Consider the following 24235-nt stretch of genomic DNA (forward strand, 5'->3'; position numbering starts at 1 on the left):
GGGGTCAGTTCCCTTTCTTCGGTCCGTACAGCACGTCGAACGTGCCGCGGAAAACCAGGTCGGCGAGCTCGCCGTCGCCGGCCGCGGCGGCCAGCTTGGCGAGTTCGCCCTCGTGATCGCCCCACGGCTCGTCGGAGGCGAACAGCACGCGGTCGTGGCCGAGGCCCCGGCGTGAGATCTCCTCGACGAGCCAGCGCGGGGTGAAGCCGATCGCCCAGGACAGGTCGGTGTAAACCTGCTTGCCGGCGGCGATCCAGTCGAAGAAGCGGCCGCCGACGAGCTTGATGTGCCCGCTCATCCCGCCGCCGAAGTGGACGAGGTGCAGCTTGACGTCGTCGGCATAGGTGTCGACGAGCTTGCCGACCTCGTCGATGTCCGAGGCCGCACCGGGTGAGGTGTGCACGTGCACGACGAGGTCGTGCTCCCGGGCGCCGGCGAAGATCCGGTCCAGCTGCGGCTTGCACGCCGGGTCGGACGCCCGGCCGCCGAGCAGGAAGCTGAGCTTCAGCGCTCGCACGCCTTCTTCACCCGCCAGCTTCAGCGCTTCTTCGGTGCGGCCGGCGTCTTCGGCCCTCGGTGACACCCAGAGCGCGGCGCTGATCCGGTCGTCCCCGGCCGCCGCCTCGACGCAGAGTTCGTTGAAGGAGAACGCGATGGCCGGGTCCGGGACGCCGTAGTTGGGGATCACCAGCGCGCGTTCGGTGCCTTCACGGTCCAAATCGGACAGCAGCTCGCCGATCGTCGCGCGGCTGCCGATCGCGGGCGCGACCGGCGGGCCGCCGTAGAAGGGGTACGCGGGCAGCACGCCCAGGTGCCGGTGGGCGTCGTTCGTCCACCGCATCAGGCCACCGTCCGCGGCGCGACCCAGTCGTCGTCGGCCGGGTAGGTGCTCACCGGCGTACCGGAGAGCCACCGGACGTCGCCACCACGGCCGACGTCGGTGATCCGCCGGGCCAGGTACTCCGCGTCGGCGGCGACGCCGCAGAACCGCCCGGAACCCCAGGTGTGCTGCCAGGGCAGGCCGAGGAAGTACAGGCCGGGGCAGCTGGTGACGCCGCGGTGGTGGGTCGGGTAGCCCTTGCCGTCGAACACCGGGACGTCGATCCACCGGTGGTCGCGGCCGAACCCGGTGCTCCACACGACCGCGGAAAGCGCTTCCACGTCGAGGGTGCGCGCGCCGTCCGGCGGTTGCCAGACCGGCTTGTAGCGCTCCTCGCGTGGCGCCGCGATCCTGCGCCGGGCGATGAACCCGTCAATCGAATCCTTGATTCCTTCGGACACCGCGTCCGCCGCGTCGAGGTTGCGACGCAGGTCACCGGCGAAGTTCAATTGTCCATTTCGGACAGTGGTCAGCCGTCCGTAGAGCTGCATGCCTTCGGTGGCAAACGCGCGCAGGTCGATGTCGTGGCCGCCGTCACGGCCGGTGACGTAGTGGTTGGCCCGGAATCGCACGGCGTCCGCGTCGGCGAACTCGTCGATCCCCCGGCCGTAGTGGCCCATCTCGTCGAGCCAGGCGACGACGTCGCGGCCGCGGTAGCGCCGGGCGACCCGCGGCGCCGACCCGACGGCCAGGTGCACCCGCCGCCCGGCCAGGTGCAGGTCCTCGGCGATCTGGCAGCCGGACTGCCCGGTGCCGACGACCAGGACCTCGCCGTCCGGCAGCTGCGCCGGGTTGCGGTACTCGGCCGAGTGCAGCTGGACGACGTGCTCGGGCAGGCGTTCGGCCAGCCGCGGCTTGAGCGGCACCTGGTACGGGCCGGTGGCCAGCACGACGTGATCGGCGGTCAGCTCACCGGCCGACGTCGTGAGCCGGAACCCACCGCCGGGCAGCTGCCGCAGCCGCGTTGCTTCGACGCCCTCGCACAGCGGGACGTCGGAGGCCTTCACGTACGCCTCGAGGTAGGCGACGATCTCGTCCCGGACCATGAACCCGTCCGGATCCTCGCCCGCGTAGGGGAAACCGGGCAGCCGGCATTGCCAGTTCGGCGTGACCAGGCAGAAACTGTCCCAGCGGCGGGTCCGCCATTCGTGCCCCGCGCGCTCGCGTTCGAGCACCAGGTGCCCGACCCCGGCCGTGGTCAGGCAGTGGGACATCGACAGTCCCGCCTGGCCGCCGCCGACCACGATCACCGGCCGATGCAGGCCGTCGAGCTGGAAGTTCATGCCGATCAGTGCACCGGCGAACCATTTCCGGACGGTTTCATCCGGAACATCGAGGTGTTACCAGGCCGGCACCGCGCGACAAATTTTCGCCGGCCTCGGTTAACACCGGTGCGGTTACGCCGGCGCCCGGCTACCGCTCATCCGCAGGAGACGAGCAGGTCTGCCACGCGGGCGTCGCGGGTGCCGAGGGGCGCGAGGTGGAAGCGGTGCTCGATGGTGGCCATGATCGAGGTCGTGTCGTGGGAGGTGTGGTCCACGCTGAACGGACGGCGCAGTTGCGGCGAGATCAGCAGCGCGGGGATCCGGGTACCCGGCCCCCACCGGTCCGCGACGGCGTGCCGTCCGGCCGGCGGTGCCACGTGGTCCCACTGGCCGCCGAACTCGTCGTAGGTGACCACGACCAGCGTGTGCTCGGCGTCCGGGCCGTTCTCGACGGCCTGGAGCAGGTCGACGAGGTGGCGGCTGCCGGCGTCCTCGCTGGCGTAGCCCGGGTGCTCGTTCTCCTCACCGACCGGCTTGACGAAACTCACCGGCTTGAGGTGCCCCGACTTGGCGGCGCTGATGAACTCGGTCTCATCACGCAGGTGGGCGGCGCGGGCCGGCGTGCCGGGTGCCAAGTCGGCGTAGTAGTTGAACGGCTGGTGGTGGTACTGGAAGGTGGCGTCGGGGCAGTTCGGGTAGACGGCGCCGGTCGCGGTGCGCGGGCTGGTGCAGGTGCCCGGCGTGGTGCCGTTGGTCCAGCCCGGGCCGCCGACGTTGCCGTTGGCGTTGTCCCAGCCACCGGAGTACCAGGCCCAGTCCACCTGCGCGGCCGACAAGCGGTCGCCGATGGTCGGGGTGGTCTGCGGCGGCAGCCGCCGGGACACCGGGGTCCCCGGCTGGTAGGGCTGGTACGGCGGCTGGACGGTGTTGACCGCGTAGTCGCCGCACACCGTCCCGGGCGGCGGCGCGCCCACGGTCGCGGGCACGGCACAGCTGCCGTCGGCGGCCGCGGCCTGGGTCAACGCCCGATCGGCCGTGCCGGGGGTCGCGGGGTGCAGCGGGGTGCTCGCCGGGAAGCCGTCCGGGCCCACGATCGAGTGCAGGTCGTCGGCACCCCCGTCGCGCACCGCCCCGGGCCAGGTCGGCGTGTTCGGGGTGATCAGCCACTGGTGGTTGAGGAACGACCCGCCGAACGCACCCTGGAAGAAGTGGTCGGCGACGACGTAGTCCGGCGCGTGCCGGCCGTGCAGGTACTCGTAGATCGGCAGGCCACGGGTGTCGTAGTGGCCCATGGTCAGCCCCACCGCGTCACTCCCGGCGACGTAGCGGTCCATCGCCCCGCCGTGGATCTGGTACTGCTCGTTGTAGAACCGGTGCACCAGATCGCGGGTGCAGCCGCCGGGCAGCCCCTGTCCCTTGGGCACGCCGTTGGGCAGGAACACGCCCGGAGCCGGGCACGTGGTGTCGGCGGGCCGGATGTAGCGGTCGATCTCGAAGGGACGGTTGGCGAACGCCGAGCTGACCGCCGTCGTCCCGATCGTGCCGCTGCAGGTGACCGGCAACGGCGGCGACGTGAGGTTGACGTCGTTCTGCGGCAGGCACGGCAACGCGCTGCCGTCCGCCGCCACCTGGGCCTGCGGCCGCGACCGCTGGAGACCGTCGACGCCTTCCCAGCCGCCGAAGAGGTTGTCGAAGCTGTGGTTCTCTTCGTAGATCACCACGATGTGGTCGATCCCCCGGCCGGCGTGACCCCGGCGGTCCGGTTGGGCACTGGCCGTGACCGCACTCGCGAGCAGTGCCGGCAACGCCGCGGCAACGACAGCGCCGCGCAGAATCATCCGGGACCCCATAACGCACCTCCAAGGACGGACCGCCAAGCAGCCTCGTCCACGAAAGCCCGGCACACAAGGGCCGGCCGCGCCGACAAGCCGCGGGGTAGCACCACGGGCCGGCCGTTCTTCGTCGTCCCCGGTGGACGCCGTCAGTGCAGTGCTGCCTGGACCTGGGCGGCGCGGGCCTGCGCCCCGGGCAGCGCCGGGGCGCAGAACTCCGTCACCATCGCCAGGAGCCGGGCGGACGACGCCGCGGGCGTAGCGGTCACGTCCGGGGTGGACTCGACGGTGATCCGGCGGGTGCCGGTCTCGTCGCTCATGCTCCAGGTGCTGTACCCGGGCACGTCGCCGCCGTGGCCCCAGACGTCGGGGGCGCCGGGACCGCAGATCGCGGCGAGGGAGATGCGCATCAGGCCCAGGCCGTAGCTGAGCACGCCGCCTTGGCCCGGCCACGGGACCGTGGTCTTCATCTGGGCGAGCAGGCCGGCCGGCAGCACCTCGCCGCCCAGCAGGGCGTGGAAGAAGCGGTTCAGGTCGGTGGCGCTCGAGATGATGTTTCCGGCGCCGAAGTAGCGGCTGAGGTTGTAGACGGTGACGTCCGTCAGCGCGTGCGGTGCCGGGTAGAGCTGCTCGTAACCGTGCAGGGCCGGGTCCGGCACCAGCGGGAAGTCCCGCGGCAGGAAGGTTTCGGCCAGGTGCAGCGGGCCGGTGATCCAGTCGGCGAGGACCTGCTCGAACCGCCGGCCGGTGAGCTTTTCCACCAGCAGCGCCAGCACGTTGTAGCCGGTGTTGGAGTACGACCAGCCGGTGCCCGGCGGGAACAGCAGGGGTTGCCCGGTGCTGTCGTGGATCGCCTCGACCTCGCCGAAGTGCACGAAGCGTTCGGTGTCCAGCTCCGGCAGGGTCGTCCAGGTGTACTGCGGGGCCAGGTCCCGGGGCAGGCCACTGGTGTGCTGCAGCAACTGGCGGACGGTGATCGGCTCCGGGTAGGGCAGCAGACCGGGCAGGTACTTCGAGATCGGCTCGTCCAGCCCCAGCCTGCCCTTCGCGGCGAGCTTCAGCACGAGCGTCGCCGTGAAGGTCTTGGACACGCTGCCGATGCGGAACCGCCCGCCGGTGTCCGGCTTCGCGCCGGTGGTGACGTCGCCGACCCCGGCCCGTCCCCGCCACCGGCCTGCCGGATCCGCCGCGACCGCGATCGTCCCCACGTTCCCGGCCCGCACGGCCGCGTCCAGCGCCGCCTGACGCGGATCCGGTTCCGCGGCCGCGGAACCGGTACCGGCCAGGACGAGCACGGCGCAAGCAGCGGATACGACCAGTCGACGCATGATTCCCCCCGGAGTGCGGTCTCCGCGGAACAGTAGCGCAGGACCGCCGCGCCGGGCACGGGTTTCGGCCGGCTCGATCGCGGCCACACCGGCCAGCCGGACCGGTGGGGCCGTGACCACGTGACTAGGCCGTGATCGGCTTGTCCAGCACCGCCTTCACGTGGCTGAAGTTGTCGATCGAGTAGTGGCCGTGGTAGCGCCCCATGCCGCTCTCGCCGACCCCGCCGAAGGGCAGGCCGGGCGCGCCCAGCTGGACGATCGCGGTGCCGAACACCAGCCCGCCCGACGACGTTTCGGCCTGCAGCCGGGCTTTCGTCTCGTCCGAGCCGGTGAAGGCGTAGAGCGCGAGCGGCTTGTCGCGGCCGGTGATGAACGCGATCGCGGCGTCGAGGTTCGGCACGTCGATGATCGGCAGGATCGGGCCGAAGATCTCCTGCTGCATCACCGGCGCGTCCGGCTCGACGCCGGTCAGCACCGTCGGCGCGATGTACTTGTCTTCCCGGTCGTGCTGCCCGCCGACCACCGCGTGCCCGGACGCCAGGAGGCCGGCCAGCCGGTCGAAGTGGCGTTCGTTGATGATCCGGCCGTACGCCGGGCTCGTGGCCGGGTCGTCGCCGTACATCGAGCGGATCGTGGTGTCGAGGTGCTTCGCCAGCTCCGCCCCGGTGCCACCGACGGCGAGCACGTAGTCCGGCGCGACGCAGGTCTGGCCGGCGTTGGCGAACTTCCCGTAGGCCAGCCGCTGCGCGGCGACCTCGAGGTCGGCGCCCGGCTCGACCACCGCCGGACTCTTGCCGCCGAGCTCCAGCGTCACCGGCGTGAGGTGCTTGGCGGCCGCGGTCATGACGATCCGGCCGACCGCCCCGTTGCCGGTGTAGAAGATGTGGTCGAACTTCTGCTCCAGCAGCGCCGTCGTCTCCGGAATGGCGCCCTCGACGACCGTGACGCCTTCGAGGTGGTCCGGCACGTGCGCCGCGATCGCCGCGGAGACGGCCGGGGACATCTCGCTGGGCTTCAGCACCGCGACGTTGCCCGCGGCCAGCGCGCCGACCAGCGGGGCGAGGATGAGCTGCAGCGGGTAGTTCCACGGTCCGACGATCAGCACCAGGCCCAGCGGGTCGCGCACGACCCGGCCCTGCGCCGGCAGCAGCCGCGACGGCAGTTCGGCACCTTCCGGTGACAGCCAGGCGTCGAGGTTGTCCAGCGTGTGGTCGATTTCGCCGATCACCAGGTCGAGCTCCGCGCGCTGTGCCTCGACGGCGTTCTTGCGCAGGTCCGTGTAGAGCGCGTCGAGGAACGCCGGGGCCTGCTCGGTGAGCATCGTCTTGAGGGCGGTCAGCTGGGCGCGGCGCCAGGCCACGGGCCGGGTGACGCCGCTGGTGAAGAGTCCGCGGAGTTCGCCGACGACGGCGGAAGCGTCGAACGCGCTGGTAGTCATGCCGCGAGCCTATCCGCCCGGACCGGATGGGGCCGGTCGTGAACTCCACCGTCCGGGTCACCGGTCTCGAAAGGACGGTCACTCCGGTCCTTTTCGGACATCCGAATGCGCGGCCGGGGCAATTGTCCTTCGCCCATCGCGGAACGACCCGGCTTCAGTCCCGCACGGGCCACTCGAGGACCTCCAGCAGGACTTCGTCGGGTGCCCCGTCGACCGGGCCCCGCACGGGCGGCGCGCCGGGCCTGCCCCAGTCGCCCGGGGCGAATCGCGCGCCGATGGTGTGCATCTGCTCGTCGGTCAGGTCGATGGAAACCACGTCCTGGTGGGTCCCGGTGGCGTGGTGGCCGACGAGCCGCTCCGGCGCGGCCGAGCCGCTCGGCACCCCTTTCCAGAGCCAGCCGCGCTGACGGGACAGGATGAGGGCACCGCTGGCCCGTTCCCAGGCGAGCGGGACCTTCGACCAGGAGTCGGGAGAATCGGTTCGGTCCGGCATGCCGCGCACCTTCTCGTGTCACACGAACGTGACAGCAAAGGGAATTCCCAGCTTCACCTGATCGAGTCATGCGGACCGACGGCGAGCGGGGCGGACCGCGCTGCCGCTCGACGCCGCCGTTGCTGCAGTCGGGTTGTCTCCGCGAACCCGGGCTCACCCGTCCACTCTGGACGGTCGCGCCCGCGAACGTCACCGATCAGGCAGCGATCGCCCCGCCGCCGACGGTCCGCGCCGACCGGGCCCGGCTCCGTCCGGACGGCACGGACCCTCGGCTCGCCCTGCCGGGTTGACTTTGCTGACACCTCGATGCATAGTTACGACCATTAACAGAGCGATGGATACTCACCGAGCGCCGAGGAGCCGACCATGAGCGAGACCACCACCCCCGCTGAAGCCACCCTGACCGTCACCGAGGTGGTCGTGCCGGGCAAGGTCGAGCCGTCCGGCCTGCGCGTGGTCCGGCGCACGCTGTCCGCGCCCGCCGCCGGTCAGGCGTTGGTGCGCGTCGAATCGACCGCCGTGTCGGCGGCCGAAAGCGCGATGCGCCGGGGCCGCTACTACGGGCAGCCCGCCTTCCCGTTCGTGCCCGGCTACGACCTGGTCGGCGTCGTCGAGGCCGTCGGGCCGGGTGTGGACCGTGCACTGGTCGGCCGCCGGGTCGCCGCCCTGACCAAGACGGGCAGCTGGGCCACGGCGGTCCTGCTGACCGCCGCCGACCTGGTCGAGGTGCCCGAGGGGATCGACCCGGACGACGCCGAGACGCTGATCGTCAACGGCTTGACCGCGTACCAGATGCTGCACCGCAGCGCGAAGGTGCAGGCCGGGCAGACCGTGCTCGTGCTGGGCGCCAGCGGCGGCGTGGGCACGATCCTGTCCCAGCTCGCCCGGCACGCGGGTGCCCGGGTGCTCGGCACCGCCAGTCCGCGCCACCACGATGCTCTGCGGGCGATGGGCGTGGAACCGATCGACTACCGGGTTCCCGATCTCGCCGCGCGGGTCCGGGAGCTGTCCCCCGGCGGCGTGGACGCGGTGTTCGACCACCGCGGCGGCGAGAGCGTCCCCGTCTCCTACGGTCTGCTCAACCGCACCGGCACGCTGGTCTGCTACAGCATCGCGAGCAAGATCGACGAAACCGGCCCGGTTCTGCCGGGATTCCTGCGGCTCCTCGGCAAACTCGCCCTGTGGGAGTACCTGCCCACGCGCAGGCACGCGAGCTTCTACAACGTCTGGACGGGCGCGGGCAAGCCCGGCACCGCCAAGCGCACGGCCTTCCAGGACCGCACCCGCGCCGACCTGACGTACTTGTTCGGGCTGCTGCGCGAGGGCGTCGTGCACGCGAAGATCGCCGCACGCTTCCCGCTGACGGAGGTGGCCGCGGCGCTGGAGCTCAACGAGTCGTCCGCCAGGACCGCGCTCGGCAAGATCATCCTCGTTCCCTGACCCGCAAGGAAACCGTCATCGTGAAGATCACCGTCACCGGCGCCACCGGCCTCATCGGCAGCAAGCTCGTCGCCCGCCTGCGACACCGGGGCGACGAGGTCACCACCCTGTCCCGGTCCGCAGGCAGCGACCCGCGGACGTGGCAGTGGGATCCGCTCGCCGGACCCGCGCCGGCCGGTGCCCTCGCCGGCCGGGACGCCGTCGTCCACCTCGCCGGCGAACCGATCGGACGACGGCTGACCGACGAGGTCAAGGAGCGCATCCGGCAGTCGCGTGTCCTGGGCACCCGCCACCTCGTCGAAGGACTCCGGGAGGTGCCCGAGGCCGAGCGCCCCCGGGTGCTCGCCTCCAGTTCGGGGGTCGCCTACTACGGGCCGCACGGCGCCGAAGAAGTGCCCGAGACGACCCCGGCGGGGCACACGTTCCTCGCCGAGGTCTCCGAGCAGTGGGAAGCGGAAGCCACCCGGGCCGAGGCGTCGGGCGTGAGGGTGGTGCGCATGCGCACCGGCGTCGTCCTCGACGCCCACGGCGGCACGCTGAATTCGCTGCTCGCCACCTACCGGATCGGCATGGGCGGCCCGATCGCCGGCGGCGCGTTCTTCGTGCCGTGGATCCACATCGACGACATCGTCGGCCTGTACGTCAAGGCGATCGACGACGCGTCGTGGAGCGGCGCCTACAACGGCACGGCGCCCGCGCCGGTCAGCCAACGGGAGTTCTCGAAGGCCATCGGCCGGGCCGTGCACCGGCCCGCCATCGTGCCGACGCCCGGATTCGCGCTGAAGCTGGCCCTCGGCGAAATGGCCGGCATGATCACCACCGGCCAGCGCGCCGTCCCCCTCCGCGCGCTCGAGGGCGGGTACACGTACGCGCACCCGGACCTCGACGCGGCCTTGGCCGACACCCTGAGCTGACGCCGGCTCAGCCCGCGACGGCACGGAGAACCGGCTGGACGGCGAACGGCCGGTAGCCGGCCACGGCGGGCAGGTCGAAGTGGTCGAACCGGCCGGACCGCAGATCCCAGCGCACCAGCCGGCTCCCGCCCCCGCGCTCGTGGGTGAACACCAGCGTCGCCGGGGTCTCCCAGAACGGGGCCGACGGGATCGCCGTGCTCAGGTCGCAGCCTTCCGGCAACGGGTGTTCCGCCGGTTCGCCGTCGTCGAGGAGCCAGATCGACGGCGGCGCGTACTGGAACGCGTAGAGCAGCTCACCGCCCGGGGCGAGCTGATACTGCCGGTCGGCGGGCACCGGGGTCCGGGTGCCCGCCGGGCGGTGGTGGAAGACGCCACCGGTGCCGCGTTCCAGCGCCGCACCCGAGAGCGGGTCGACCTGCCAGAGCCCGGGCGCCAGCGGCTCGGGGTCGGTACCCGGCCGCCAGCGGAACGTGCGGGCGGTGAGCTGGTCGCCGTCGGTGTAGTACAGCGCGCCGTCGACGACGGCGAGCGCCCGGCGGGTCAGCTCGTCGGTCCGGGGCAGGCTCGCGACCTCGCCGGTGGTGACGTCCAGCAGGTGCGGCCGGTCCCACGACCGGCGCCCGACGTGGTGCTCGACCCCGGCCATGAACCGCCCGTCCGCGCTGCGCACCGGGTTCGTCCCGAGGTCGACCGGCAGCCGCTCGGTGGTGCCGTCCCACCGCACCAGCGTCCCCGGGCCGCCGGACGTCGACACCGTGATCCCCGCCGTCGTCTCGTGGGCGCGATAGCGGTACCGGTCCGGGACGTGGCCGAGCACCACCGGCTCGCCCGCCCGCCACACGATGACCTCACCGTTTCCGCCGATGACCCCGGCCCGCGGCGGCGCTCCCGGGATCGTGGCCGGGTGCGCCGTGCGCGACGGCACCACCACCGGCACGGGCGTCGGCACCCGCTCCGGCTGCCGCCGTGGCTGCGCCGCGATGCCCTCGCCGACCCGCTGCACCAGCCGGTCCGCCACGGCGTAGGCCACCAAGCCGGGAACGTCGGCCGGCGCGATGAGCAGGCGCTCGGCGAGGTCGTCGGCCGGCGCGGGGTCGCCCCAGGCCGCGACGCTGGTGAGATCCGCCGCGACCCAGGTGTACCGGGCACTGGCGGCCGCCCGCTCCACCTGCGCGGCGAGACCTTCCGGCAGGGAGAGCCGGTCCGCCGCGAGCGGCGGGTGGTCGGCGAGGCGGTGCGCGTCGCCCTCCGCGACGAGCACGCCGGCGGCGACCAGCAGCGCGACCGCGTCCCGCTGGGTCACCGGCCGTTCGACACCGAGCTGCGCGCAGATCGCCGCGTCCGGCGGATCGCCCTGCAGGGGCTCGTCGAGCCACGAGTCCGGCCGGGGCGGCCCGTACCCGGCCGCGGTCCAGGCGGCCGACATCACGCCGTAGCCGAGCACCTGCTGCCACCCCGCATCGGGCGCGAAGAGCGCCGGCCGGGTCCGCCGCACCCAGCGGGGCAACCCGGGGGCGGCGGACGGCCAGAACTGCACCAGCCAGACGTCGCCCTCCTCCCCCGCCGCGGCCGCGCGGCGGGCGATCCGGGCCCGGAACAGCCCGCGCCGGCCGAGCTCCAGCGTCCCGTCGTGCTCGCCGCCGGTGAGGAAGCCCAGGGCGACCCGGCCGCTGCGGCTGTGGAACGGCGACTCGACGACGTCCTCCCAGTCGTCGAGCACGACCGGCGGCGGCGCGTCGTGGGCTTCGAGCCGCACCGACTGGAACGGGTCGCCGGCGTGGCCGTGCACCCAGCCGTCCCCGGCCGTCGCGACCGTCCCGGACAGGGCCTCGGTCGCCAGCTCACCGAGCAGTTCGTTCCCCAGCGGATCCAAGCCGTCCGCCGCGTAGCGGTCGCGGACCACCAAAGTCCCGTACTCCGGCAGGTACTCGTCCTCTTCCAAGATCCCCAGCAACGTCACGCCGCGACCGTAGCGAAACCCACCGACAGTTCTCGACGGCCTGCGGGTCCCGGCCGGACCCGCCTCAGGTGGCCAGCGCCTCGGTCGGGGGCAGCCGGGACGCTCGCACGGCCGGGTGGATTCCGGCGACCACACCGGCGACCAGCGCGGCGCCCACCCCACCGGCGACCCCGGTCAGGGGTACGACCGTCGGCCAGCCCCGCGACACCGCGTAGTCCACCGTGACGAGCAGCCCGACGGCGACGCCGGCCAGGCCGCCCAGCAGGCACAACGCGACCGACTCCGCGAGGAACTGCCCGCGGATGTGCCGCCTGGTCGCGCCCAGCGCGCGCCGCAGCCCGATCTCGCGAGTGCGCTCCAACACCGAAATGATCATCGTGTTGGCCACCCCGACGGCACCGACCAGCAGCGCCACCGCGGCGAGCCCGAGCAGCAGCCCCGAGAACGTCGTGTCGGAGATCTGCTTGGCCTTCAAGGCATCCGACGGCCTGCTGACGAGGATCTTGCCGGGATTGGCCGGGAACATCGTCTGCGCGAGGACGCCGCGGACGGCGTCGATCCGGGCCTCGTCCACCCGCACGTAGAGCACGGTGGGGTGGTCGTCGAACTTCAGGTAGCCGATCGCCGCTTGCCGTCCGACGAGCACCGACCGTTCGATCTCCGGCGCGAGCGGACTGGGGGCGAGCACCCCGACGACCGTGAAGGCGCGCTCGCCGAGCCACACTTCGGGTTGCCGCCCGCCCGGCTCGAGCGAGGTGATCCCGAGCCGGGTCGCGGCGACCGCGCCGAGCACGACCGTCGGGAACGCGGCGTTGGCCGGGCCGAGGAAGGTGCCGGACGCGACGTGCGCGCCGATGACCGGCAGCAGGTCGCCCTCCGCGGCGAGCACGGTCAGCCCGGAGCCCTCCGCGGCCGGGATGGCCCGCGAGCGCCGGACCTGCGCGTGGGTGTTGGCGACCTGGCTGACCGCCTGCACGGGCGGTATCCGCGCGGTCATCTTCGCCGCCACGGCCGGCACCGGCGGCAGCGTCCGCCCGTCGTCGCCGATCACGGCCTCCGCGCGCAGCAGGTTGGTGCCCAGCGCGGAAAGCTGGTCGCTGAGAGCCTGCTGCCCGGACGTCGAGATGCCGATGACCACGATCATCGTCGCGATCCCGATGCCGATGCCCAGCGAGGACAGCACGGCGCGCAGCGGGCGGGTCCGGGGACCGAGCAGGCCGAGCAGCAGAATGTCGCCGGGACCGAGCCGGACGCCCGGCCGCGTCACGACGGCACCACGCCGGCGAGCCGGGTCGTGTCGGACCGGATCCGGCCGTCGAGGATCTCCACCCGCCGCGGCATGGCGGCCGCGATTTCCCGTTCGTGGGTGATCACGGCGATGGTGGTGCCGCCGTCGTGCAGATCGCGCAGCAGGTCCAGCACCGCGGCGCTGGTGCCGGTGTCCAGTGCGCCGGTCGGCTCGTCGGCCAGCACCAGCGACGGCGCGTTGACCAGCGCCCGGGCGATGGCCACGCGCTGCTTCTCCCCGCCGGAGAGCTGGTACGGCCGATGGGTGCGGCGGTGGGCCAGCCCGACCCGGTCGAGCGCCGCCTCGGCGAGCGGCCGCCGCCGCCGGCGCGGCACGCCCGCGTAGAGCAGGCCGGTGGCGACGTTCTCGGTGGCCGTCAGGCCGTCGGCGAGGTGGAAGTGCTGGAACACGAAACCGATCTCCTGGGCGCGCAACGCCGAGAGCGCCCGGTCGGGCAGCACCGTGACGTCCTGCCCGGCGAGCTCGATCGAGCCGCCGGTGGGCCGGTCCAGGGTGCCCATCAGGTTGAGCAGCGTCGACTTGCCGGAGCCCGACGGGCCGACGATGGCCAGCATTTCGCCGGGTTCGATGGTGAGCGACACGTCGGTCAGGGCACGGACGCCGCCGGGATACTCCTTGCCGGCGTTGCGGATCGCGAGCACCGGCGTCACGACACGGTCACCACCTGCTGCCCCTCGGCGAGCCCGTCCCCGGCCACCTCGACCCGGCCGTCGGCGAACATGCCGGTCCGCACGGCGACGAGCTTCGTGCGGCCGTCGGCGACGACCTGCACCGCGTACCCGCCTTCCTGCAACGCGACCAGCGCGCCGACCGGCACGGCGAGCACGTCGTCGTGGTGCGCGAGGGTGACCACGACGCCGACGCTGCCGGAGTCCATCGTGGACACCTTGCTCTGGTCGTCGACGGCGATGGTCACGGACTGGCCGGGTGCGGCCCCGCCGGTGCCGCCGCCGGGCGACCCGGCGGCGCCCGCGGCCGGGTCGGCGTCGGTCGCCGTGACCGTGCCGGGGGTCCGGGATCCGTCCGGCAGCGTGAGGTCCACCTTGCTGCCGGTCTTGAGCAGGGCGACGTCGACCTGCGTGGGGTCGACCGGCGCGGTGACCTGCCGGGTGGTGCCGGTCAGGCCGAGCAGCTCCGCCGTCGCCGGTGCGCCCGGCTGCGCCTTCTGCGCGTCGACGCGGACCTCGCCGCTCAGCACGGCGACGTCCCCCATCCCGAGCGCACCGGTTTCGTCGAGCTTGTTCTTGCGCTGCCACGCCTTCAACGCCGTTGCCGTGCCGCCGGTGTAGGCATCGCCGGTGGGCGCGGTGCGGTAGCCCAGCGCCCGCAGGTTCGCGTTGACCTCACGGACGTCGGGTCCGGGCGTCGCCGTGGGGTCGATCGTCCGGTAGAGCGGCAGGTCGCCGACGAAGAGCACGACCGGCTGCGCGTCGACCGTGTAGAGCCGGCCGCCGCGGTGCACCACCGTGCCGACCGCGGGCAGCCAGGTCAGCGTGCCCGCTTTCCGTCCGGTGTAGACGGTGGCTTTGCCGTAGCCGAGGGAGCCGTTGAGCGTCACCGACGTCGTCAAGGTCGTCTTGACGACGGTCGTGGTCGCCGGCGGCGCGGGCTGCGCGGCGGCCGTGGGCGGCGCGGGCCGGGTGACGAAGACGTACCCGGTCGCCCCGCCGGCGGCCAGGACCGCCACGGCACCGATACCCGTGAGGACGCGTTTCCTCACTTGCCGATGCCCTTGGCCGCGACTTCCTTCTCGCACACCGGAGCGAGGTCCATGCCCTTGGAGATGGACGGGGCGTCATTCTGCGGTCCCCCCAAGCTGAAGCCCATCCGGTCGCCCTGCGGCGGTTCCTCGTCGACGTACCGCACGCCCTTGCCCCGCAGGCACTGCACGACCGCGTGCACGAAGTCGGCGGCGTGCGGGTTGGAGCTGTCCAGTTCCCACGGCGGCAGCGGGTGCTTGGACAGGCACGCCGCCTCCGCCCGCTCCTCCGCCTGCTGATCCGTCTCGCCCGGCACCGGGGCCGGGGCCGGCTGGCCCGAGCCGGAGCCGGAGATGACCTTCCGGCCCTTGGGGGAACCGTTCTGCGTGAGGCAGGCCGCGTACGGCGCGTTCAAGGCGTCCAGGTCGTCGTTGCTCATGTCGAGGCGTTCGCGGGGGCGGCCGCTGTCCGGCTCCGCCGACGGCGCGGCGGTGGTGGTCTTGCCGGCGCCCGGGGCGCCCGGGGCCTCCGGCGTGGACAGCGTGGCGACCTGGCCGGACGGCGGAGCCGGGTTCGAACACGCCGCAAGCGCGACCAGAGCGGACGCGGCGGCGAGGCATCGGAGGAGGTGCACGCGACCCACCGTGCCCGACGACTGTGAAGAACCTGTGCGAACGCCGTGAACGATCTTTCACCGGTCCGCGGGCGCGGGCATCCGCAGCGTGAAGGTGCTGCCCTCGCCAAGGGTGCTGGTGACGGTGACGTCCCCGCCGTGGGCCTCGGCGAGCTTGCGCACGATGGCCAGCCCCAGGCCGCTGCCGCCGGTCCGCCGGGTGCGTGATTTGTCGGCCCGCCAGAACCGGTCGAACACGTGCGGCAGGTCCTCGGGCGCGATGCCGGCGCCGGTGTCGGTCACGGTGATCAGCACGTCCGGGCCTGCCCGGTGGCCGCGCAGGCGGATCCGCTCGTCCGGCGGGGTGTGGCGGACGGCGTTGGTCAGCAGGTTGCCGACGATCTGGTGCAGCCGCACCGGATCGGCCTCCACGAGAAGGTCGTCGGGCACGTCCGCGTCGACGCGGTCGCCGTGCGCCGCCGCGATGTGCCGCAGCAGGTCCGTCGCGTTCACCTCGACGCGGTCCAGCCGCAGCATGCCCGCGTCGGCCAGTGCGAGATCGCGCAGGTCGTCGACCAGGTGGTGCAGGACCGAGGTTTCCTGCAGCAGCGAGGAAACCAGTTCGTCGTCGAGGTCGGCGACGCCGTCCTGGGCGGCGATCAGCCAGCCGCGGATGGTGCCCAGCGGCGTGCGCAGTTCGTGCGAGACGTCGCCGATCAGCTCGCGGCGCTGCTCCTCGGTGCGGGCGGTGTGCTCGGCCATCTCGTTGAACGCGTCCGCGAGTTCGGCGATCTCCCAGCGGGCCCGCACCTGCGCCCGTGCGGCGCCGTCACCGGCGCGCATCCGCCGCGTCGCCGCGGTGAGCGCGCGGACCGGGCGGATCACCCGGTTCGCCAGCAGCATCGCCACCCCGACCGTCAGCACCAGCACGATCGCGGTCACGCCGGCGATGCGCAGCAGCCCGGCCGAGTCCAGCCCGACGCCGACCTGCCTGCTGCTCTCCGCGGCGGTGACCTGGACGTGTGCGATCGGTGCCACGTACGGGCGCAACACCTGGCGCCGCGCCTCCACCAGGCAGCCGGCGATCTGCGGGTCCGCCAACCCGGCAGCCGGGCGGACCTCGCCGCGGGCGTCCAGCACGACGGTGGCGTCCTTGGCCGGCGGCAGGCACGTCTTCATCGCGTGCGTGATCCGCTCCAGGGCCGCCTGCTCGGTGGGCATCGGGGTCACCTGCGGGGTGTCCTGGTAGCCGATCGGCCAGCCGGCGGCGGCCAGGACCTTCGCGCACGACGACCGCTCCCCGTCCTGGGCGAGGCGCAGGTACGGGCGCCCGCTGGGCACCTCGATGATCGTTCCGCCGGGCAGGCACTTCAGGTCGTCCTCGATGCGGGCTTCGAGGTCCGCGTGTTCCTGCGTGGTCAGCTGGAACGGGCCGACCACCGCCGGGTCGATGCCGTCGGGGAACCGCGCGCCACCCGTCGCGGTGTCCACGGCCAGCGGGTCGATCTGCACCGACGGGCCGGTGGCCACCGGCCCGTCCGGGCCCGGCGAACTGGCGATAGGCGCGCCGCCGACGGGCGTGAGGACGAGCCGGGTGCCGGTGTACCCGGCCATCTCCACGAGCGTGGGCTGCACCGCGTGCCAGTCGGCGTGCTTGGCCGCGTAGTTCTCCAGGCTGCTGTAGACCTGGCCGGCGGCCCGGTCCACGACACCCTGCTGTTCGGCGATGGAGCCCGTCGTGCCCTGCACCGCCAGCCACGCCGTCGCCGCGACCGCCCCGGCGGCGACCAGCACCGTGCCGGCCAGGAGCCGGACCCGCAGGCCCGCCCTAGCCACCGTGGGCGATCTTGTAGCCGACGCCGTACACCGTGTGCAGGTATTCGGGCCGTCGAGGGTCGTCCTCGATCTTGCGGCGCAGGTTCTTCAGGTGCGCGTCGGCGGTCCGCTCGGTGACGAACGTGTCCTGGCCGTGCGCCCGGTTCAGCAGCTGCCGCCGGCTGAGCACGCGTCCGGGCTCGGCCATCAGCGCCTCCAGGATCCGGAACTCCGCCGGCGTGCAGTCGATCGGCCGGTCGTGCAGCCGCACGGTGTGCCGGATCTGGTCGAGCAGCAGCGCACCGACCCGCAGCGGCAGCACCGGCCGCCGATCCGGGGGGCCGGCGCGGCGCAGCAGCGACCGCACCCGCGCCATCAGCTCCCTCGGGTCGTACGGCTTGGTCACGTAGTCGTCGGCACCCAGGTCGAAGCCGGCGAGCTTGTCCTCGGCGGTCGACCGCGCCGTGACCAGCAGCACCGGCACGTCGGAATCCCGCCGCAGGGACCGCACGACGTCGAGACCGTCCAAGCCGGGCATCATCACGTCGAGGATGAGCAGGTCCGGCTGCCGCAGGCCCGCCTGGTCGAGCGCCTCCCGGCCGTCGTGCACCACCAGCACCGAGTGCGCCTCCCGGCGCAGGTACCGGCGCAGCAGCTCGGCCTGCTTGACGTCGTCCTCGGCGACCAGCACGAACGCGCACATCCCAGCCTCCCGCACGGCCACTGGTCGGCGATCCTAGGGCATCTCGCCGCCGGTGCCCGAGCACGGAGGCCCGCACCGGTGCCGGACCGGTGCGGGCCTCCGTGCTCAGGTCACCGCGTCAGGCGGTCGGCGGGGTCCAGTCGGCGGGCAGGCCGGACTGCGCCAGCAGGGTGGCCAGGCTGTAGTAGTCCCGGTCGCTGACGATCAGGCCCTGCCGCAGCTCGAGGATCGTCGTGGCGGGGATCGCGAACGGGGCCGGCGCGCCGTGGATCTGTCCCGCGTAGACCGTCTCGATGGCGATGTGGTCGCCGCCGCGGAACGACTCCTTGACCGTGACGTGCACGTTCGCGATCAACAGGTCGGTGCGCTGCTTCCAGGAGGCGACGCCGTCCCGGCCCGTCGAGACCACGTTGACGCCGAAGTCGGTGTAGGTGGCGTCGGTGGTGAACAGCTTCGCCAGCGCCTGCGGGTCGGTCCCGCCCCACGCCGACGCCCAGGCCGCCACGATGCCGGGGCCCCCGTGCCCGGGTTGACGGTGGTCGGCGAACGCGCTGCCGCTGACGGCGGTGAGACCGAGGACGGCGGCGGCGAGAACGGCCAGGACGCGCTTCACTGCGGAGATCTTCATGGTGGTTTCCTCACTGTGGTGAACGGGACTGTGGTGAACGGGACTGTGGTGACGGCTAGCGCCGCGGCGCGCCGGAAGAGCGGTCGAGCAGCAGGCGCACCGGCTGCGTGACGTGCAGGAGGAAGCCGCCGAGGAGCAGCTGCCACAGCACGAAGGGATAGATGGCGGTGCGTTCGAAGATGCCGGGCGGCAGGAGCGTGAAGGTCGCGAGCCAGATCACCGCGGCGACGAGGCCCACTCCGCCGAGGACGACGCCGGCGCGACCCACGGCCGCCGGGATCCCGAGCCGTGGCCACTGCCGGCCGAGGAGGACGGCCGAGGTGTTGGTACCCAGGATGGCCACCGTGGCACCGAGGTAGTGCAGCCACAGCGTGCCGTCCGCCGAAGTCGCCGGCGAACTGTGCACGATGCCGACCAGCGCGAACCCCGCGGCGATGGCCACGCCGAGGCCGCGCACGAGGACCCGGGACCGGTGCGGCAGGACCCGTCCGAGCAGCCAGGAGGCGGCTCCGACGAGGAGCCCCTGGACGACGAACGCCGTGTTCATCAGGGTGTGGGACGGGGAGCAAACCACCCGGTCGCCGTAGGGGCCGCAGTGCGGGTTGCCCAGGTCGCTCACGAAGTTTGCGCCGTAGCTGTAGCCCGGCGTCGTCCACGCGGCGGCGGCGACGGTTTCGCCGATCAGGAACACCAGCGCACCCAGGACGAGAGCGATCGCGGCGGCGGCGAGCGCGACGGCGGCGCTGCGGGTGGCGGTGGCGGATCTGTCGGGCATCGACGTTTTCCTTGCTCGAGGCAGAAAGCAGACGTTCAGGGCACCAAGATGATCTTGCCGACGGCGGTCCGGCCGGAGCTTTCGGACAGCTCCAGGGCCGCGGCCGCCTCGGCCAGCGGGAAGCGGGCGGCGATCTTCGCCGTGAGCACAAGCACCACCTCGGTGACGGCGGTGGCGGTGTTCTCGGTCACGACGGACTCCTCGACCTCGGCGACTGCTTGTCGCTCTGTTAATGGTCGTAACTATGCATTGGCGTGTCATACTGAGTCAACCCATAACTCGAAATGAGGTGCTCGTGATGCCCGAGCAGCAGCTGACCCGACGTGACCGGTACCGGCGCCGGACCGTCGCCGAGATCAAGGAAGCGGCCATGGCCCAGGTGCGTTCCGGCGGACCGGAGGCGCTGTCGCTGGCCGCGGTCGCGCGCACCATGGCGATGTCGGCCCCCGCGCTGTACCGCTACTTCGCCGGCCGCGACGAACTGCTCGCCGAACTGGCCGTCGACGCGCACCTGGCACTGGCCCGCACCCTCGAGGCCGCCGCGGCGGGCGCCACCACGCCCGCGGCGCGGCTGCGGGCGGTCGCCGTCGCGTACCGGGAATGGGCACTGGCCCAGCCCCACGCCTATCGCCTGGCCTGCGAGTCCCCCCACGGCTGCGTCGCCTCGGCCGCGCAGCGGAGCATGAACGTGCTCCTCGACATCGTGGCCGAAGCCGGCGCTCCCCCCGATGCGGTGATCCCGGCCCCGCTGCGCGCGCAGCTGCACCGCTGGAACGACGGCGCGGGCCGGCGCGGGCACCCGGCCGGCGTGCGGCACTTCGGGCTGGTCTGGTGGAGCAGGCTGCACGGACTGATCAGCCTGGAACTGGCGCAGCACACGGTGGGCATCGGGATCGATCCCGGCCTGCTCTACCGCAGCGAGGTCGAAACCATGGTGGACAGCCTGCGGCACGGCGTGACGGCCGGGTCGTCACGTTAGGGCACAGAGCGTGGTGACGGACCGGCAACAGTGCGACGGTCCGTTAGGATGCGGCGATGACCGGAGAACCGCCGAAGCCGAGCCGGCGTGAACGGCTGCGGGCCCAGACGCTGCAGGAGATCGAGGACAACTCGTTCGCGATCATCGACGCCGACGGCGTCCACGCGCTGTCGATCGCGGCACTGGCCCGGAGCATGGCGATGTCCGCGCCGGCGGTCTACCGCTACTTCCCGTCACGGGACGCGCTGGTGATCCATCTGATCACCCTGTCCTACCGGCAGCTCACCGACGCCATGGCGCAGGCGCTGCAGGGCAGCAGGCGAGCACCGCGCGCGCGGATCGGGCTGCTGGTCACGGCCTACCGCGACTGGGCACTGCGGCACCGGCGGCGCTACGGGATGCTCTTCGGCGAACGCGGCGGGGACCTGCCCGCCGACGGGGGCGGGCCGACCCCGCTCGACCAGGCGATGGCGCTGCTGATCGACCTGCTGACCGCCGTCGGAGACGGCTCGCCCGCGGACGGCACCACTGGCGACCGCGTGCTTGACGGGCAGCTGGGCAAGTGGGCGCGGTCGCAGGAGCGGCCGGACACGAGCGCGCGGGCGGCCCGCGTCGCCCTCATGGTCTGGACGCGGGTGCACGGGATCGTCGGCCTCGAACTCACCGGCATGTTCGACGACCGGGGCATCGACGCCCAGCGGCTGATCGACCTGGAGATCGACGACGCCGTCCGTGCACTCTCGGCCCCCGCGTAGGCCGGACCACCCTCACAACGCGGAGCGGAACACGTGGTCGCCGGAGCCGACGCGGAAGACCGCGTAGCCGGTGCGCAGACCCTCGAACCTGGCCTCCGGCGGCGCCTGCACGGCGCGGCCGTCCCGCGCCGGAACGAAGATTTCGGCCGTCGCTCCCGCAGGCACCCCGGTGCGCAGGGTGAAGCGGCCGTGTTCGCGGGTCCAGGCCGAACTCACCCGGCCCAGCGGCGAGTCGACGTGCGCGGACGCGTTCGTCAGGTCCCCGACCGGGTAGGGCTGGATCTTGACCGCGGTGTAGCCGGGCGCCGCCGGCCGGATCCCCGCGACGCGCTGGTAGAGCCAGTCGTCGACGGTGCCGAGGAAGGCGTGGTCGTGCGAACGTGAGGTGGCGGGCCACTCCTCCCACATCGTGGTGGCGCCGAGCGCCGTGAACCAGTACCCCCAGCCGGGGTACGCCGGATTCGTGGCCACCTGGTAGGCGAGGTCGCCGTACCCGGCGTCGGTGAGCGCCGGGAGGATCAGCTTCGTCCCCAGCGCGCCGGTGTTCAGGTGGACCCCGCGGGCCTTGATGTCGTCGACGAGGTGGGCGACGACCCCCGGGCGGTCCGCCGCGGGGACGATGCCGAGGCTCAGCGGCAGCAGGTTGGCGGTCTGGCGGTAGCCGGCCGCGCGGTCGTCGTAGTAGGCGCCGGCGGACTTGTCCAAGAACGTCGCGTTGAGCGCGTTCGCGATCGTGGCCGCCAGGTTTTCGAAGTGCTCGGCGTCGTCGTCGTGGCCGAGGGCGTGCGCGATCCGGGCCATCGCCGTGGCGGTCTGGTGGAGGTAGGCGGTGCCTGCGAGGCGGGTGCCCTCGGGCGGGAACGCGGCGCCGGGGGCGAGCCAGTCGCCGTAGCTGAAGCCCGTGTAGATGTGGCCGGTCTTGGCGATGTCCTGCTCGTAGTGGCCGAGCCAGGCCTTCATCGCGGCGTAGTTCTCGGCGAGCGGGCGCGTGTCGCCGTAGTACCAGTAGAGATCCCAGTTGATCAGCACGAAGCTCGCCGACCAGACCGGGTCGGCCACCTGCTTGCCGCCCACGGTCGCGGGCACGGTCTGGCCGATCGTCCCGTCCGGGTTCTGGTCGTCGCGGTGCGCGCGCATCCAGTTCTCGTAGAAGTCCCGCATGTCGAAGTGGGCGATCGCGGAGTCGGCCGACAGGTGCGCGTCCGCGGTGTAGGGCCGCTTCTCGTACATCGGGGTGTCGGTCGGGACGGAGTGCAGGTTGTTCAGGATCGTGTTCGCTTCGGCGTCGTCGTAGCGGTTGAGCAGGGAACTCGAGCTGGTGAATCCGCCGGTGGTGGCGACCGCCGTGTGGACGCGCTCCGGGGTGACCGATTCGACGGTGACGCCCGCCGGCGCGGCGATCTGGACGTACCGGAAGCCCGCGTAGCTGTAGCTGGGCCGGTAGGTCTCCAGACCCTTGCCGTTCAGGGTGTACGAGTACGACTGCAGCTGCATGCCGAACCCGCCGGTGTTGTCGGCGGTGCCGTCCGGCCGCAGCTTCTCGCCGTAAGTGATCTTCACCTGGGCGCCGGTGGGGCCGCGCACGGCGATCCGCGCCCAGCCCGCCGTGGTGGTGCCGACGTCGTAGACGTGCACACCCGCAGTGGGCGTGGTGACCGCGGTGACCGGCAGCCGGTCGGTCACCTTGACCGGCGGGAACGCCTCGGCGCGGAGCGTGCCCGCCGGAGCGGACACCGCTGCCGCCTGCCGCCAGCCGGCGTCGTCGAACCCGGGGCGGTTCCAGCCCGGCTGCTCCAGCCGCGCGTCGTAGGACTCCCCGAACCAGAGCGACTCCGTGCGGGTGGGCCCGTCGGCGACCTTCCAGCCGCTGCCGCTGGTGATCTGCTGGGTGCTGCCGTCCTGGTAGGTGATGTCGAGCTCGAGCTTCAGCTTCGGCTCGCTGTGCCACGGCGAAGCCACCCACTCGTCAGGGTTCGTCATCGCGTAGTACCCGCGTCCCAGGCTCACACCCACCGCGTTCCGGCCCGCTCGCACGGCATCGGTGACGTCGTAGGTCACGTAGAGAGCGGTCCTGTCGTAGACGGTGAACGCCGGGTCGAGCTCGTGGTCGCCGATCCGGCCGCCGTTGAGGTACAGCTTGTGGTAGCCGAGGCCGGCGACGTACGCGCGAGCGGACCGGATCGGCTTGTCCGCGGTGAACTCCTTGCGCAGCAAGGGTTCCGGCGGGGGCGGGGTGGTGACCGAGCTCCCCCACGGGCCGGCCCCGTACGCGGCCGCGACCAGCGCCTGCGGCCAGGCCGTGTCGTCGAAGCCGGGCTGCTGCCAGCCGGCCGCGGCGGTGTCGGCGGATTTCCAGGCACCGTCGGTGCCGAGGTCGGCCGGGGCGCCCGCGCCTTCGAAGTGCAGCTTGCCCAGGAACCCGGCCGGACCCGGCGCGGCGTTGGTCGCCTGGGCGGCGATCACGTTGCGGCCGGGACGCAGGGCGGCCGCGATGTCCACGACGGTCGCCGTCCGCCAGGAATCGGCCACGGGTGGCGAAGCCGCGATCTGCTGTCCGTTGACGTACACGGTGAAGCTGTCGTCGGCGGTGAGGTCGAGCCGGGCCGCGGTGAGCTGCTCGCCGGCGGGCAGCTCGAAGGTGCGCCGGAAGTACCGCGTCCCGGCCGGCGCCGAGTCGGCCGGATTGCCTTGCGGGTACCAGATCCAGCTCGCCCCGGCGAACGACGGCGGCGCCGAAGCCGCCGGCGCGCCGATCCAATCACCCCGGAACTGGCCTGGCGCCAGGAACGCTGTCTCGAACGACGCGGGCTCACTCCACCGCGCAGCGCGCTGGGCGGCGTCCCAGACCTGGACCCGCCAGAAGTAGCGAGTGCGCGCTCGCAGAGCGGGCCCGGCGTAGGGAACGTCGAAGGTTTGCGACGACCGCACTTCGCCGCTGTCCCAGACGTTCGCCGGCCCGGTGCGCTCGGTCGACACCGCGATCCGGTACGCCGACTGGCGGGCACTCCCCCTGGCGTCCAGGACCCAGCCCAGGCGCGGCCGGGCCACGTCGACGCCGAGCGGCTCGGCTTGGTGCTCGACCTGCAGCCCGCCGGCCGGCAGGCCCCCGAGGGGAGCCGCCGGGTAGGCCCCGGCGGGCGTCACCCCCAGGACCAGCAGGATCAGCGAGGCCGACGAAGTCGTCGTCAGGCGCGAGACCATCGCGTTCCCTCTCTCCGTTGACAGGTCGGCGTCACCGATATGAATCGTTTTAATCACGGCGGCGGGCGACATAGTAGGCAGAACGACTTCCCGATGACAAGATGCCAGGCCTGTTATGACAATCGGCGCCAGGTGGACAACATCACTGCCGCTGCTTGACGAAGACGACGCGAGACACGTACGGTATTTGATTGAATCGTTTCAATC

The 24235-nt window shown here is 72.6% G+C and carries 22 protein-coding genes; 5 read left to right on the plus strand and 17 right to left on the minus strand.

The window, feature by feature from the left end; genetic code table 11:
- Positions 1–4: 4 nt before the first annotated feature.
- From AB0F15_RS22845 to AB0F15_RS22870, 6 genes are all read right to left on the minus strand, one after another.
- The gene (locus AB0F15_RS22845) at positions 5–841 is read right to left on the minus strand and encodes an amidohydrolase family protein (RefSeq protein ID WP_360273582.1); all 837 of its coding nucleotides are present in this window, start codon (positions 839–841) and stop codon (positions 5–7) included.
- A complete protein-coding gene (locus AB0F15_RS22850) occupies positions 841–2163 on the minus strand; it encodes an MSMEG_0569 family flavin-dependent oxidoreductase (RefSeq protein ID WP_360273585.1) in 1323 nt (440 codons plus the stop codon). Before AB0F15_RS22850 ends, AB0F15_RS22845 begins: the two co-directional genes overlap by 1 nt.
- 137 nt (positions 2164–2300) lie before the next feature.
- Entirely contained in the window at positions 2301–3983 is a 1683-nt protein-coding gene (acpA, locus tag AB0F15_RS22855; protein ID WP_360273588.1) for an acid phosphatase, read from the minus strand.
- Positions 3984–4126: 143 nt separating this feature from the next.
- Positions 4127–5305: a serine hydrolase domain-containing protein gene (locus AB0F15_RS22860; RefSeq protein ID WP_360273590.1), complete on the minus strand. Its 1179-nt coding sequence runs from the start codon at positions 5303–5305 to the stop codon at positions 4127–4129.
- A 124-nt stretch (positions 5306–5429) separates the two neighbouring features.
- Positions 5430–6743, minus strand: coding sequence for an aldehyde dehydrogenase family protein (locus AB0F15_RS22865; protein WP_360273593.1), 1314 nt, complete (start codon positions 6741–6743; stop codon positions 5430–5432).
- Between the two features lie 154 nt (positions 6744–6897).
- Positions 6898–7236: a hypothetical protein gene (locus AB0F15_RS22870; RefSeq protein ID WP_360273595.1), complete on the minus strand. Its 339-nt coding sequence runs from the start codon at positions 7234–7236 to the stop codon at positions 6898–6900.
- Positions 7237–7304: 68 nt separating this feature from the next.
- Between AB0F15_RS22870 and AB0F15_RS22875 the strand changes: the two genes are divergently transcribed.
- From AB0F15_RS22875 to AB0F15_RS22885, 3 genes are all read left to right on the plus strand, one after another.
- Positions 7305–7526, plus strand: a complete 222-nt coding sequence (locus tag AB0F15_RS22875; protein WP_360273598.1) for a hypothetical protein — start codon at positions 7305–7307, stop codon at positions 7524–7526.
- A 76-nt stretch (positions 7527–7602) separates the two neighbouring features.
- Entirely contained in the window at positions 7603–8676 is a 1074-nt protein-coding gene (locus tag AB0F15_RS22880; RefSeq protein WP_360273601.1) for a medium chain dehydrogenase/reductase family protein, read from the plus strand.
- Positions 8677–8696: 20 nt separating this feature from the next.
- On the plus strand, positions 8697–9590 hold the full coding sequence (locus AB0F15_RS22885; protein ID WP_360273604.1) for a TIGR01777 family oxidoreductase: 894 nt from the start codon (positions 8697–8699) through the stop codon (positions 9588–9590).
- Positions 9591–9597: 7 nt separating this feature from the next.
- Here the strand turns inward: AB0F15_RS22885 and AB0F15_RS22890 are convergent, their stop codons facing one another.
- The 10 genes from AB0F15_RS22890 to AB0F15_RS22935 form a co-directional block, all read right to left on the minus strand.
- Positions 9598–11550, minus strand: coding sequence for a hypothetical protein (locus AB0F15_RS22890; protein WP_360273606.1), 1953 nt, complete (start codon positions 11548–11550; stop codon positions 9598–9600).
- Positions 11551–11614: 64 nt separating this feature from the next.
- Positions 11615–12817, minus strand: coding sequence for an ABC transporter permease (locus tag AB0F15_RS22895; protein ID WP_360273609.1), 1203 nt, complete (start codon positions 12815–12817; stop codon positions 11615–11617).
- Positions 12814–13509 (minus strand): ABC transporter ATP-binding protein, encoded by a 696-nt coding sequence (locus AB0F15_RS22900; protein ID WP_360273612.1) that lies wholly within the window; start codon positions 13507–13509, stop codon positions 12814–12816. The genes AB0F15_RS22895 and AB0F15_RS22900 overlap by 4 nt, the downstream gene beginning before the upstream one ends.
- Entirely contained in the window at positions 13506–14579 is a 1074-nt protein-coding gene (locus AB0F15_RS22905) for a peptidoglycan-binding protein (protein WP_360273615.1), read from the minus strand. Before AB0F15_RS22905 ends, AB0F15_RS22900 begins: the two co-directional genes overlap by 4 nt.
- Positions 14576–15193: a hypothetical protein gene (locus AB0F15_RS22910; protein ID WP_360273618.1), complete on the minus strand. Its 618-nt coding sequence runs from the start codon at positions 15191–15193 to the stop codon at positions 14576–14578. Before AB0F15_RS22910 ends, AB0F15_RS22905 begins: the two co-directional genes overlap by 4 nt.
- A 57-nt stretch (positions 15194–15250) precedes the next feature.
- Positions 15251–17008 (minus strand): HAMP domain-containing sensor histidine kinase, encoded by a 1758-nt coding sequence (locus AB0F15_RS22915; protein ID WP_360273621.1) that lies wholly within the window; start codon positions 17006–17008, stop codon positions 15251–15253.
- Positions 17001–17690 (minus strand): response regulator transcription factor, encoded by a 690-nt coding sequence (locus tag AB0F15_RS22920; protein WP_360273624.1) that lies wholly within the window; start codon positions 17688–17690, stop codon positions 17001–17003. Before AB0F15_RS22920 ends, AB0F15_RS22915 begins: the two co-directional genes overlap by 8 nt.
- 118 nt (positions 17691–17808) lie before the next feature.
- Entirely contained in the window at positions 17809–18318 is a 510-nt protein-coding gene (locus AB0F15_RS22925) for a nuclear transport factor 2 family protein (RefSeq protein WP_360273627.1), read from the minus strand.
- 55 nt (positions 18319–18373) lie between these two features.
- Positions 18374–19093: a DUF998 domain-containing protein gene (locus tag AB0F15_RS22930; RefSeq protein WP_360273629.1), complete on the minus strand. Its 720-nt coding sequence runs from the start codon at positions 19091–19093 to the stop codon at positions 18374–18376.
- Between the two features lie 35 nt (positions 19094–19128).
- Positions 19129–19284 (minus strand): hypothetical protein, encoded by a 156-nt coding sequence (locus AB0F15_RS22935; protein WP_360273632.1) that lies wholly within the window; start codon positions 19282–19284, stop codon positions 19129–19131.
- Between the two features lie 107 nt (positions 19285–19391).
- Here AB0F15_RS22935 and AB0F15_RS22940 point away from each other — a divergent pair, with 107 nt between their 5' ends.
- Both AB0F15_RS22940 and AB0F15_RS22945 read left to right on the plus strand, forming a co-directional pair.
- The gene (locus AB0F15_RS22940) at positions 19392–20072 is read left to right on the plus strand and encodes a TetR/AcrR family transcriptional regulator (protein ID WP_360273635.1); all 681 of its coding nucleotides are present in this window, start codon (positions 19392–19394) and stop codon (positions 20070–20072) included.
- 56 nt (positions 20073–20128) lie between these two features.
- On the plus strand, positions 20129–20827 hold the full coding sequence (locus tag AB0F15_RS22945) for a TetR/AcrR family transcriptional regulator (RefSeq protein WP_360273638.1): 699 nt from the start codon (positions 20129–20131) through the stop codon (positions 20825–20827).
- A 12-nt stretch (positions 20828–20839) separates the two neighbouring features.
- Here AB0F15_RS22945 and AB0F15_RS22950 read toward each other — a convergent pair whose 3' ends face one another.
- The gene (locus AB0F15_RS22950; RefSeq protein WP_360273641.1) at positions 20840–24028 is read right to left on the minus strand and encodes a family 78 glycoside hydrolase catalytic domain; all 3189 of its coding nucleotides are present in this window, start codon (positions 24026–24028) and stop codon (positions 20840–20842) included.
- Positions 24029–24235: the final 207 nt, after the last annotated feature.

The sequence above is a fragment of the Amycolatopsis sp. NPDC026612 genome (assembly GCF_040638285.1).
Classification (GTDB): Bacteria; Actinomycetota; Actinomycetes; order Mycobacteriales; family Pseudonocardiaceae; genus Amycolatopsis.